13 protein-coding genes are annotated in these 12,103 nt (G+C 39.3%); 9 read left to right on the plus strand and 4 right to left on the minus strand.

From position 1 onward, the window contains the following. Window positions 1–122 precede the first annotated feature (122 nt). From FC24_RS10785 to FC24_RS10805, 5 genes are all read left to right on the plus strand, one after another. A complete protein-coding gene (locus FC24_RS10785; RefSeq protein WP_057874849.1) occupies window positions 123–1,775 on the plus strand; it encodes a peptide ABC transporter substrate-binding protein in 1,653 nt (550 codons plus the stop codon). A 125-nt stretch (window positions 1,776–1,900) separates the two neighbouring features. Next, entirely contained in the window at window positions 1,901–2,836 is a 936-nt protein-coding gene (gene opp3b, locus FC24_RS10790) for an oligopeptide ABC transporter permease (RefSeq protein ID WP_057874850.1), read from the plus strand. Further along, a complete protein-coding gene (opp3C, locus tag FC24_RS10795) occupies window positions 2,836–3,858 on the plus strand; it encodes an oligopeptide ABC transporter permease (RefSeq protein ID WP_057874851.1) in 1,023 nt (340 codons plus the stop codon). The genes opp3b and opp3C overlap by 1 nt, the downstream gene beginning before the upstream one ends. Window positions 3,859–3,863: 5 nt before the next feature. Next, on the plus strand, window positions 3,864–4,937 hold the full coding sequence (locus FC24_RS10800) for an ABC transporter ATP-binding protein (RefSeq protein WP_057874852.1): 1,074 nt from the start codon (window positions 3,864–3,866) through the stop codon (window positions 4,935–4,937). A gap of 24 nt (window positions 4,938–4,961) precedes the next feature. Then, window positions 4,962–5,912 (plus strand): ABC transporter ATP-binding protein, encoded by a 951-nt coding sequence (locus FC24_RS10805; RefSeq protein WP_057874853.1) that lies wholly within the window; start codon window positions 4,962–4,964, stop codon window positions 5,910–5,912. Between the two features lie 93 nt (window positions 5,913–6,005). Here FC24_RS10805 and FC24_RS10810 read toward each other — a convergent pair whose 3' ends face one another. Further along, window positions 6,006–6,527: an LURP-one-related/scramblase family protein gene (locus FC24_RS10810; protein ID WP_057874854.1), complete on the minus strand. Its 522-nt coding sequence runs from the start codon at window positions 6,525–6,527 to the stop codon at window positions 6,006–6,008. A 29-nt stretch (window positions 6,528–6,556) separates the two neighbouring features. After that, complete coding sequence (locus FC24_RS10815) at window positions 6,557–7,429, minus strand: Cof-type HAD-IIB family hydrolase (RefSeq protein WP_057874855.1); 873 nt, start codon at window positions 7,427–7,429, stop codon at window positions 6,557–6,559. 154 nt (window positions 7,430–7,583) lie between these two features. On the opposite strand from FC24_RS10815, the gene FC24_RS10820 reads away from it, so the two are divergent. The 4 genes from FC24_RS10820 (at window position 7,584) to FC24_RS10835 (ending at window position 10,456) form a co-directional block, all read left to right on the plus strand. Next, window positions 7,584–8,282: a uracil-DNA glycosylase gene (locus tag FC24_RS10820; protein ID WP_057874918.1), complete on the plus strand. Its 699-nt coding sequence runs from the start codon at window positions 7,584–7,586 to the stop codon at window positions 8,280–8,282. 68 nt (window positions 8,283–8,350) lie between these two features. After that, complete coding sequence (gene pta, locus FC24_RS10825; protein WP_057874856.1) at window positions 8,351–9,322, plus strand: phosphate acetyltransferase; 972 nt, start codon at window positions 8,351–8,353, stop codon at window positions 9,320–9,322. A gap of 151 nt (window positions 9,323–9,473) precedes the next feature. Then, window positions 9,474–9,941 (plus strand): tRNA (adenosine(37)-N6)-threonylcarbamoyltransferase complex ATPase subunit type 1 TsaE, encoded by a 468-nt coding sequence (tsaE, locus tag FC24_RS10830; protein ID WP_057874857.1) that lies wholly within the window; start codon window positions 9,474–9,476, stop codon window positions 9,939–9,941. Beyond that, on the plus strand, window positions 9,938–10,456 hold the full coding sequence (locus tag FC24_RS10835; RefSeq protein WP_057874858.1) for a GNAT family N-acetyltransferase: 519 nt from the start codon (window positions 9,938–9,940) through the stop codon (window positions 10,454–10,456). The genes tsaE and FC24_RS10835 overlap by 4 nt, the downstream gene beginning before the upstream one ends. Before the next feature lie 277 nt (window positions 10,457–10,733). Here FC24_RS10835 and FC24_RS10840 read toward each other — a convergent pair whose 3' ends face one another. Then, window positions 10,734–11,270, minus strand: a complete 537-nt coding sequence (locus FC24_RS10840; protein ID WP_057874859.1) for a 3'-5' exonuclease — start codon at window positions 11,268–11,270, stop codon at window positions 10,734–10,736. A gap of 65 nt (window positions 11,271–11,335) precedes the next feature. Further along, the gene (locus FC24_RS10845; protein WP_057874860.1) at window positions 11,336–12,100 is read right to left on the minus strand and encodes an exodeoxyribonuclease III; all 765 of its coding nucleotides are present in this window, start codon (window positions 12,098–12,100) and stop codon (window positions 11,336–11,338) included. Between the last annotated feature and the right edge of the window lie 3 nt (window positions 12,101–12,103).

The raw sequence follows: 12,103 nt of genomic DNA on the forward strand, positions 1-12,103 counted from the left end.
CGTAATCTGCGTTACTAAATTTGTTCAAGTTATTTCTTGCAATCTGCCATATAGAATAGTAAACATTAAAGATTGATAAGTTTTTAGGAAAGTATTTCTAATAATACAAGGTGGGTGTTCAGATGAAGTTGAAAAAGACAAAGCAGCTTGGGTTAGTTGCAGCTGCAGGATTATTAATTGGACCTTTTATTGGTAATAGTGGTCAAGTACAAGCAGCTAAATTGGCAAAAAACCAGACGTTTCGGACCATGATTTCTACTGAATTGACAACAATGGACAATTCAAAAATGACCGACCTTTATGCAGCGACTGTTTTAAACAACACCAACGAAGGCTTATACCGGTTAACCAGTAAAAATAAGCCAATTCCAGCGGTTGCAACTTCAGTTGTGAAGGCTAAAAATAATGGTTTGCAGTATACCTTTCATTTGCGCCATTCGAAATGGAGTAACGGTGATCCGGTAACTGCCAAAGATTTTGTCTATTCTTGGCAACGAACGGTTAATCCTAAAACTGCTTCGCAATATGCATTTTTATTTGAGGGAATTAAAAACGCAACGGCAGTCGCAAATGGGAAAAAGGCACCTAGTGAATTAGGGGTTAAGGCGTTGAACGATTACACCTTGCAAGTCACATTAGAAAAGCCAATTCCATACTTTAATTTGCTAATGGCTAACCCTACATTCTATCCACAAAATGAGAAAATCGTTAAAAAGTACGGCTCTAAATACGGAACCACTTCAGCCAAGCAAGTTTATAATGGCCCATTTCGGCTGACTAAATGGAATGGTACTGGTTTGAAATGGACGTTGGTCAAAAACAAAACTTATTGGGATAAAAACAAGGTTAAGCTCCATAAAATTCAATACCAGGCCATTAAAGATCCTTCTACCGCACTTAATTTATACCAGAGCAATGATCTAGACGATGTCACACTTTCTAGTGAAATGGCAAAGCAATCAGCTAATAATAAAGACAAAGTGATCCGTAAGCAAGCATCGACTTTTTATTTGGAATATAACCAAAAGAAAATACCAGCGTTTAAGAATAAAAAGATTCGGCAAGCCATTTCACTAACCATTGATCGCAATAAATTAGCTAAAAACGTGTTATCTGATGGTTCAACTGCAGCTAAGAGCTTTGTCCCACAAGGATTAGCCAGTGATCCTGAATCAGGCAAAGATTTTTCTGCTCAAGCTAAAGCTAAAACAAAACAGTCGGCAGTTAACGATAATTTAAAAAAGGCCAAGAAACTTTGGGCACAAGGTAAAAAGGAAGTTGGTATTAAGAAACTAAGCGTTAATTTAATGGGTGACGATACCGATGGTTCTAAAAAAATACTTGAATACATGCAAAATAGTATGGAAAAATTACCTGGGTTAAAAGTGTCTAATCAAAATTTACCTTTTAAAACACGGTTATCACGTTCTGAAAGTGGCAAATTTGATTTAGTCATGACAGCTTGGAATGGTGATTTTGGTGATCCGATCACATTTCTAGATTTAATGACCAGTAAAAATTCTTACAATAATGGTAAATGGCATAATGCAAGCTATGATCGAGCCATTTCTGATTCAAAGAACAAAAACGCTGCGAATGCGCAGGCACGTTGGCAAAATTTATTAAGCGCTGAGACGACATTGTTAGATGATCAAGGGATTGCGCCAATTTATCAGAAGAATGAATTCCACTTATTGAATCCAAAAGTAAAAGGAATTATTTACCATCAAACAGGTGCCAGCTACGATTACAAGACCACATACATTGCTAAATAAATGGTCGTGCCATGAAGCAGGGTAGCTCAGCTTGCTGAATCTCACCCTGTTTCTTCATATTATATTAGATTATTGAGTGGTTATTAGTGTCAGTTAAATCACTGGCTAGAATAGGAGTTTTGCCGATGCGTAAATACATTATTAAGCGAATACTTTATATGGTATTAACGTTATTTTTAATTGCGACGATTACCTTTTTCTTGATGAAGTTGCTACCGGGAACACCTTATCAAAACCAAGCTAAAATGTCGCCTTCGCAAATTCAGATGATGAACAAACAGTACGGTTTAAATCGGCCAGTTTGGTTGCAATATATCCTTTACATTGCCGGAATGTTTAAAGGCAACTTAGGCATTTCATTTCAGTTTTCCGACCAGCCAGTGGCTTATTTAATTGCTACTCGGATTGGGCCGTCACTACAGTTAGGAATTCAAGCGATGATTGTCGGGTCGCTGTTAGGGATTCTTTTAGGGGCCATTGCGGCAATTCGTAAAAATACTTGGGTGGATACTTTAACGACTTTGTTGGCTATTTTAGGGATGTCAATTCCTAACTTCATTTTTGCTGTGTTACTGCAGTATGTTTTAGGTTTTAAATTAAAATTATTTCCCATCGCGTTATGGAATAATTTTAGTGCCAGCATTTTACCAACCATTGCTTTGGCGATGATGCCTTTAGCTGAAACTGCTCGGTTCATGCGAACAGAGATGATTGATGTTCTGAATAGTGATTATGTCATGTTAGCCCGAGCCAAAGGCTTAACCCAAGCTGGTGTCGTTTGGCGGCATGCACTACGTAACAGTTTAATTCCTGTCATTACGCTAGCCGGACCGTTAGTTGTCAACCTAATGACTGGTTCCATGGTGGTAGAAAACATTTTTTCCATTCCGGGAATTGGTGAGCAATTTGTTAAGTCGATTACAACCAATGATTATCCAACAATCATGGGTGTAACCATGCTGTATTCCTTAATGCTAGTGGTTGTCATTTTGATCGTCGATATTCTATACGGCATTATTGATCCAAGAATTAGATTGAGTGGAAATGAGGTTAATGCTTAATGGTAGAAGAAAAATTAAATTTAACAAAAGATGTTTTTGAGCCATTAAAAGCCCGCGATCAGCTTAATAAAGAACGAATTGCCACACCAGCATTGACCTTTTTACAGGATGCTTGGCGCCGATTAAAAAAGAATAAAGCAGCGGTGTTTTCCTTAGCGGTTTTATTATTAATCATCGCCCTGGCAGTGGGATCGATTTGGTTTTCACCCCACAGTCCTAACGCGCAAAATGCGGCTTATGCCAATTTGCCGCCTAAAATTGGCAATGGCTTTTGGGGGTTTGATGGTAAAGCAAAAGTTGCCGGGACAATGGTGGATGCTTATCAACAAGCTGGTGTGCCTAAAGGAACTTATTACATTTTAGGAACAGATTACCTTGGACGTGATTTGCTATCTCGGATTTTATTTGGCACGCGGATTTCCTTGTTAGTAGCGTTTGTTGCCACGTTTGTAGATTTAGTTATCGGGGTTGCCTACGGGATGTTTTCCGGATGGTACGGCGGACAAGTCGATAACGTGATGCAGCGGATTTTAGAAATTATTTCCTCTGTACCTAATTTAGTTGTGGTGATTTTAATGATTGTGGTCTTTAAACCCGGTATTTTTTCGATTAGTATGGCGATCGCTATTACAGGTTGGATTACTATGGCAAGGTTGGTCCGTGCCCAAACTTTGAAACTAAAAGAACAAGAATTTATTTTAGCTGCGCGAACACTAGGTGAACCGACAAGAAAAATTGCTTTGAAACACTTATTGCCTAACTTATCCAGCACCATTATTATTCAATTGATGTTCACAATTCCAACTGCGATTTTCTTTGAAGCTTTCTTAAGCTTTATCGGTATTGGAATCAGTGCGCCAAATGCGTCACTGGGGACTTTGTTAAATGATGGCTACAAAACATTCCGCTTTTTACCTTATCAAATGTGGTATCCAGCGATTATTTTATCCATCATCATGATTGCTTTTAATTTACTCGCTGATGGGTTGCGAGATGCATTTGATCCACAAGCAAGGGGGTAAAGCTGATGACTAATATTTTAGAAGTGAATGATCTAGCAGTTAGTTTTACGACTTTTGCCGGTGATGTGCAAGCCGTACGTGGTGTCAGTTTTGATTTGCACAAAGGTGAGATCCTAGCAATTGTTGGTGAAACTGGTTCAGGTAAAAGTGTCACCACCAAGGCGATTATGGGGTTGCTGGCTAATAATGCCAAAATTAAAAGTGGCACGATTAAGTTTGCTGGTCAGGACTTGTTAAAGGCAACGCCTAAAGAAATGGCACAGATTAATGGCAATGACATTGCAGAAATTATCCAAGATCCGATGACATCACTAGATCCTACCATGACAATTGGCAAGCAAGTGTCAGAACCACTGCGTATCCATAAAGAAATGTCACGCAAACAGGCGATGGTACGGACTAAAGAAGTTTTGGAATTAGTCGGCATTCAAAACGCTAGTGCTCGGATGAAAGATTATCCTCATCAATTTTCAGGTGGACAGCGGCAACGGATTGTCATTGCAATGGCATTGGTTAACAATCCCAAGATTTTAATTGCAGATGAGCCGACAACAGCGTTAGATGTGACGATTCAAGCACAAATTTTAAAGTTAATGAAAGAGCTGCAAAAGAGAATCGATACATCAATTATATTTATAACGCATGATTTAGGGGTGGTTGCCGGGATGGCAGATCGTGTTGCGGTGATGTATGCAGGTAAAATTGTTGAAATTGGGTTAGTGGATGAGATTTTTTATGATCCTAAACATCCCTATACTTGGGGCTTGATCAACTCAATGCCGACACTAGACACTAAATCGCACCGCTTGGCTGCCATTGCAGGCACACCGCCAGATTTGCTCGATCCACCCAAGGGTGATGCGTTTGCACCACGTAATCCCTATGCATTAAAAATAGATTGCCAACAAGAACCGCCTTTTTTTGCAGTGACAGCTACTCATGCTGCAGCCACTTGGTTACTACACCCTAACGCACCCCAGGTAACACCACCACCAGAAATTTTGCGGCGACAACAATTTTACCAAAAACATTTCGCCACTAAAGTACAGCAGCTAGATCCATTTAGCGCTGCGAAGTAACGTTGAATTCAGGGAGGAATTATCTTGGCTGAGCGTGAGCAGATATTACAAGTTAAAAATTTAAAACAATATTTTAATGTAGGTAAACCAGATGAAGTGAAAGCAGTTGATGACATTTCTTTTGCGATTTATCAAGGAGAAACTTTTGGTTTGGTGGGCGAATCGGGATCAGGTAAAACAACAGTGGGCCGCAGCATCATTCACCTTTATGAACCGACTGCGGGGAAAATTTTGTTTCATGGGCAAGATATCAGCCAATTAAAATCTGCCGCAACGCGTTTACAGTTTCGCCAGCAGATGCAGATGATTTTTCAAGATCCTTATGCATCTTTGAATCCGCGGATGAAAGTTAAAGATATCATTGCAGAAGGAATTGACGTCCACCATTTAGCAACAAGCAATCAAGATCGTGATGATCGTGTGGCTCATTTGTTAGAGGTAGTCGGATTAAATCCTGATCATGCAACACGGTATCCTTATGAATTTTCAGGCGGCCAGCGACAGCGGATTGGGATTGCCCGAGCGTTGGCGGTGGAACCAGAATTTATTATTGCAGATGAGCCAATTTCAGCGTTAGACGTCTCAATTCAAGCACAGGTTGTGAATTTACTGCAGGATCTACAAGCACAACATGAACTGACTTATTTATTTATTGCGCATGATTTGTCAATGGTTAAGTACATTTCAGATCGGATCGGTGTCATTCACTACGGGCGTTTAATGGAAATTGCGCCAGCGGACGAAATCTATGCCAATCCGTTGCATCCTTATACTAAGAGTTTACTGTCTGCAGTACCAGTACCTGATCCAGAATATGAAAGAAAACGCCAGGCGATTGCCTACGACGCTACATTATACGAAGGAGACGATAAGAAACGCCAGTTAGTTGAAGTTGTACCTGGGCATTTTATTCGTGCAAGTGCCGACGAATTACCGACTTATCAGCAACAGGCAATGCATTATCAAGTTGTTTAAAAAACACGTGAGTCAAAGCGTGATAACTGTGAAAACAAACAGCTATCAGTTGGCTCACGTGCTTTTTGTATTAGAAAGACAGCAAGGGGGTGCTTAAGTGTTATACATTGGGTTGGCAAAGCCACGCTTAATTGGTGATTTATCACGGCGCACAGACCAATGATCAAGAATTAGACTGAGTAATAAACAAATTGGTGCATCTTGTTCATAAGTAATCGCCAGTTCATAGTAGTCACCATCAGATAAAATTGCTTTATCCATAGTTAATAGCGTTTTGGTGCGGTGATAAATCTTGTAGTGGTGGTTCATTAAGTCACCCATAATAATCCAATTTAAATCACTGACGAATTGAAATTGGTGCCAAACACCATACATTTTTTTGACAGAACCGACTTTTTGTTTACCTAGATAAAGGTCGAACCGAGGGAACAAACCTAGCGTAGTCTGTTTGATTTCCGCAACGTAGCTACCATCGATTTTATATAAGGTAAAAGCGTCTTGACGTAGGCCCCAACGCCCAGTAATTAAGTAGACGGGGACATTTTTTTCATCACGGACAATAATTGGCACACCCTTTGTTGCCATTAATTGTTCTTTGATATATAACCGCAGCAAGTCGTGCCACCTCTTTTAATACCTGAACTTTAACTTAATTTAGTCTGCAACACGCGTTGAATAGCTTTTGCGACACCATGATTGACATTAGTGTCAGTTAAGTAACGTGCACACTGTTTAATTTCAGGAGTTGCATTACCCATTGCGAAACTAATGTGTGCTGTTTGTAACATTGATGCGTCGTTTAAATTGTCTCCAATTGCCATGACTTGCGTTAAGGGGATGTTTAAACTTTTAGCATAACTTGCCAAAGCTGCCCCTTTTTGAGCGTTAATGTGATTAATTTCGATATTACTGGCAGAACTAGCTGTGATTGCCAGGTTGCCGATTTGCTCTAATTCAGTGGCAATTGGTGCTAATACAGCTTGTTTTTTAGGACTAAAGGCGATCACTTTTAAAATATTAACAGCACTATCTGTTAACAAGGTTTGATAAGAGTCAACATAGTTGATATTCATGAGTTCTAACCTAGCAGAAGCAAGAGAAACCGCTATTTTAAAGCTATCTGTTGTTTTCAGATCGACTAATAACGCGGCGACATTTTCGATCCGGTTCACTTTACTATCTGAAACTGTCCCATGATCAGTCATCACTTCAAAATATAACCCGTTCGCTTTTAAGCGCAGGAAAATTTGTTTAACGGTTGTTTTAGGAATGGGAACAGTATTTAAAATTTGCCCGTCTTCGTCAAAAACTTGAGCGCCATTCATTGCAATAATTGGGGTATGAATGCCTACTTTTTCAATTAAAGGTTTAGCTTCATTGTAGCTGCGCCCGGTTGCAACAATAAATTTAACGCCGTGTTGCGCAGCAGTTTTGATGGCTGCTGCGTTTTCTGGTGGGACTGTCATTTTTTCGTTTAGTAATGTGCCATCCATATCAGAGGCGATAAGAGCGATCACAGTGATTCCTCCGTTTCTATTCATCTTAGTTTAGCATATTTTTAGGTAGAGACGAAATGACTGTGAAGGGTTATTGCCAATTTAACAACTGAAAAACTAAAGAAAGTGGTAATTAATGTCAAAAATCGTTAAACTAATTAGTGAGGTGTTAATAGTGAAAACGATTATCCATAATGACTGGCAAAAGGTTTTAGAGCCAGAATTTGCACAAGCTTATTATGCACAACTACATCAATTTTTAAAACACGAATATGCAACACAAACCATTTATCCGGATATGTACCATATTTTTACGGCTTTTGAATGGACGCCGTTTTCTAAAGTTAAAGTCGTGATTTTAGGGCAAGATCCATACCATAATCCCAATCAAGGTATGGGTGTTAGTTTTGCGGTTCGGCCAGGGGTACACTTGCCACCTTCTTTACAAAATATTTATAAAGAGTTACAGGATGATTTAGGTATTCCACCAGTAAATCATGGTTATTTAAAGCCTTGGGCGGATCAAGGGGTTTTATTGTTGAATTCAGTATTAACCGTCCGGCGTGGTCAAGCATTTTCACATAAAGGGAAAGGTTGGGAGCGCCTAACAGATAAAGCAATTGAAAAATTGTCAGAACGGGGTAAAGTGGTCTTTATTTTATGGGGCAAAGCGGCTAAATCAAAACGTACTTTAATCGATGAAAGTAAAAATGTCGTGTTGACTGCTTCTCATCCTAGTCCCTTTGCTGCGCGCTATGGTTTCTTTGGTTCGCGGCCATTTTCAAAAACAAATGCAGCATTGGAAAAATTTAGTGAAAAGCCGATTGATTGGCGTTTGCCAACGCATGTGGCGCCGGATCAACCATCAGCCTAAAAATTTAGGCTGTTATTTTTAATGTAAGCGTTGTATCATCGTAGTAGTAACTAAATGGAGGGTTTATTGTGAATTTATTTGATAGTTTGACTCAGAAAATTAGTGGTAAACAGATTAAAATTGTTTTTCCAGAAGGTACTGAGGCCCGGGTGTTAGGTGCTGCTGCCCGTTTACAAAAAGAAAATTTGTTGCACGCAATTGTGTTAGGTGATCCTGCCAAAATTAAACAAGTTGCGGCAAAAAATCAATTTGATTTAACTGGGCTTGAATTGATCAATCCTGCAACTGCAACTAACTTTGATGATTTAGTAGCAGCTTTTGTTAAACGGCGCAAAGGTAAAAATACAGCAGAACAAGCACAAAAAATGTTATTAGACGAAAATTATTTTGGTACGATGTTGGTTTATACAGGTTTAGCGGACGGTATGGTTTCTGGTGCCGTACATGCAACTGGTGATACGGTGCGCCCAGCTTTACAAATCATTAAGACAAAGCCTGGTATCAGTCGGACCAGTGGCGCATTTATCATGCAAAAAGGTGATCAACGTTATTTGTTTGCTGATTGTGCCATTAACTTGGACCCTAACGCACAAGAATTGGCAGAAATTGCAGTGACTTCTGCCAAAACGGCAGCTTTATTCGATATTGAACCACATGTTGCCATGCTAAGTTTTTCTACCAAAGGCTCAGCTAAAGGGGAAATGGTTACTAAAGTTCAAGAGGCTACAAAGTTAGCACAACAGGCGGCTCCAGATTATGCTATTGATGGTGAATTGCAATTTGATGCTGCTTTTGTCCCTAAAGTTGCCAAACAAAAAGCACCAGATTCTAAGGTTGCCGGTCAAGCCACCGTATTTGTTTTCCCAGAGTTACAATCCGGCAATATCGGCTATAAAATTGCTCAGAGGTTTGGCGGTTTTGAAGCCATTGGGCCGGTTTTACAAGGACTAAATCAGCCTGTTTCTGATCTGTCACGTGGTGCTAGTCAAGAAGACGTCTATAAATTAGCGATCATTACGGCAGCACAAACGTTAGTTTAATTGCATTTTACTGTGGTACCAACACGTTAATAACGTTTGGTACCATTTTTTAGTTTTGACTTTGGGCGTATATCAGATTAACCATCATGTGATTTTTGCTGCAGATGATTGTTTGTTATAATGAAGAAAAATTAAATGAGGACGTGACATTATGTTCCGTTATCAAGTCGCTAGTGCAGCTGCTACACAACAGGTGGGCAAGCAATTAGGGCAAATGGTAAAGCCTAGTGATGTTATCTTATTACAAGGTGATTTAGGCGCTGGCAAAACTACTTTTACTAAAGGATTGGCAAGCGGTTTGGGCATTCAACAATATGTTAAAAGCCCTACCTTTACGTTAATTCGTGAGTATTCTTCTGGCCGACTGCCGTTATATCACATGGACGTTTATCGGTTGGAAAATGGTGGCGGTGATGAATTAGGTTTGGAAGAATACTTCGGTGGCGATGGTGTTTCTGTTGTTGAATGGCCACAATTTATTCAGGATGAATGGCCAGAGACTTACCTTGAAATCAGTTTTACTAAATCAACTGACAATCCACAGTTGCGCGAGTTGACTTTTAGCCCTCATGGTAAGCGTTATGTACAGTTAGTAACACAGTTACAGGCGAAATTATGAGTGAAGAAGTGACAATTCGCCAAGTTAAGCCAACTGACGCAGCAGCACTATTGACACTTTTAAAACAGCTTAATCAAGAGACGCCATTTTTATTAGTAGAGTCATCCAGCTTACAATTATCCGTTACTGAAGAAGCCCAACAATTACGTCTACTCTTAGCCACTAATAATAATCAATTATTTGTTGCTGAATTTGACGGTCAATTAGTTGGCTTTATTCGTGTTACGGCAAGTCAGACGCCAGAAATTGCACATATTGGTGAAGTGGGAGTAGCTGTTTTGCGCGCTTTTTGGGGACAGGGTTTAGGGACTGTCTTGCTCAGAAATATTTTAACTTGGGCGCAACAAAATTCATTGATCAGACGTTTAGAATTGACTGTCCAAGAACGCAATCAACGTGCTTATCATTTGTATCGTAGCTTAGGTTTTAAAGTAGAGGGTAAAGCCGAGTTAGGTTATTTTGATCAAAAAGCAGGTTTTCAGACGGTTTTACATTTGGCCATGGTGCAAAATTAAGTAGGAATAATTCGAAAAACAGAATCGTACATCAAGCTAAGGTATGGTATCACGTCAACACTAACGGTACTTTTTGTTTAATTTAAGATAATCAAGTATGAAAGGGCAAAACTAGCGTTGAGCACGTGTACCAACTGATAGCACACGATTTATATAGTATATTTGTGATTAAAAATCGGACTGCACTATAAGTTGCTTATAGTACAGCCCGATTTTGATTTGTTTAATTAGGACAGCTAAACGTAATGAAAAGCGCCAACGCACTAAAACATGAACTTTATGCAACAACTTTAACAAATGGTTTTAGTTGTTCAATCCCAAATTTTTTTGCCTCGGATAATAGGATGTTAGCACAAGCGCGACTGTCATCCAGCGCGTTATGGTGATGTTGTAACTGAATATTTAATTTTTCACAGATGGTATTCAATTTATGGTTAGTAAATTCTGGATAAAATTTACGACTAGTACGTACAGTATCTAAGGCAAGATATTGTGGTGTCTGTAAATTGTAGTGCTGTAAACTTTGGCGTAAGACACTGATATCAAACATCGCGTTGTGTGCGACAATTAAGCGATCACGCTGGAATAATGGGGCAATGTGTGGCCAAAGCGTTGGGAAATCAGGCGCATCTGCAACGTCTTGCGTATGAATGCCGTGAATTTTGGTATTCCGCCAAAAAAACGGTGTATCTGGTTTGATTAAAGAATAAAATTCATCAACAATTTGGTCATTGCGCACAACGGTTAAAGCAACTGAACAAGCGCTGTAACGTTTGCCATTTGCGGTTTCAAAATCCATTGCGACGAAGTTCATTTATTTCACCTATTTCGTAAAAGAATTGCCGTCATTATAAAAATAAAACGTCTATTTGTAAAGCACTAAAGCTTAAAAGTTGGTTTGGTAAGCAGTTCTACTGGACAATGGTCGGACCCCATAATATCTGTTAAAATTGCAGCGTCTTCCAATTGTGGTTGTAACTGATTGGAAGTGATGAAATAATCAATTCGCCAACCTGCATTATTTTTACGGGCATTAAAGCGATAGCTCCACCATGAATAAGTGATTTGATCCGGGTAAAAATAGCGGAAGGTATCAGTGAAGCCATTTTCTAGAAGTCGCGTGAATTTGGCACGTTCTTCATCAGAAAAGCCAGCATTATGATGATTTGTGCGATCATTTTTTAAATCAATCGGTTGGTGTGCAACATTGAGATCGCCACAAAAGATAATTGGTTTTTGTTGTGCCAATGTGTTCAAATAGCTGCGAAAAGCATCTTCCCAAGACATTCGGTAATCTAAGCGCTTAAGTTTGGTTTGTGAATTAGGCGTGTAGCAGGTAATTAAATAAAAATTCGGGTATTCCAAGGTGATTAGCCGACCTTCTTGATCATGTTCGGCTATGCCCATACCATAAGTCACGTTTAACGGTTCGTGTTTAGTGAAAATTGCTGTACCAGAATAGCCTTTACGTTCAGCATAATTCCAATATTGATGGTAACCAGGTAAAGTTAAGTCGATTTGCCCAGCTTGTAATTTGGTTTCCTGAACGCAAAAGAAGTCTGCATCTTGTTGTTTAAAAACATCCATAAAATTTTTCTTAACAATTGCACGTAAGCCATTGACGTTCCATGAAATAAACTTCATGTT

It is taken from the genome of Loigolactobacillus rennini DSM 20253 (genome assembly GCF_001436505.1).
In the GTDB taxonomy this organism is placed as follows: domain Bacteria; phylum Bacillota; class Bacilli; order Lactobacillales; family Lactobacillaceae; genus Loigolactobacillus; species Loigolactobacillus rennini.

Coding starts and splice junctions, on each gene's coding strand:
- FC24_RS10835 (WP_057874858.1), top strand. CDS start 9,938: ATGAGTGAAGAAGTGACAATTCGCCAAGTTAAGCCAACTGACGCAGCA.
- FC24_RS10840 (WP_057874859.1), bottom strand. CDS start 11,270: ATGAACTTCGTCGCAATGGATTTTGAAACCGCAAATGGCAAACGTTAC.
- tsaE (WP_057874857.1), top strand. CDS start 9,474: ATGTTCCGTTATCAAGTCGCTAGTGCAGCTGCTACACAACAGGTGGGC.
- opp3b (WP_057874850.1), top strand. CDS start 1,901: ATGCGTAAATACATTATTAAGCGAATACTTTATATGGTATTAACGTTA.
- FC24_RS10800 (WP_057874852.1), top strand. CDS start 3,864: ATGACTAATATTTTAGAAGTGAATGATCTAGCAGTTAGTTTTACGACT.
- FC24_RS10785 (WP_057874849.1), top strand. CDS start 123: ATGAAGTTGAAAAAGACAAAGCAGCTTGGGTTAGTTGCAGCTGCAGGA.
- opp3C (WP_057874851.1), top strand. CDS start 2,836: ATGGTAGAAGAAAAATTAAATTTAACAAAAGATGTTTTTGAGCCATTA.
- FC24_RS10845 (WP_057874860.1), bottom strand. CDS start 12,100: ATGAAGTTTATTTCATGGAACGTCAATGGCTTACGTGCAATTGTTAAG.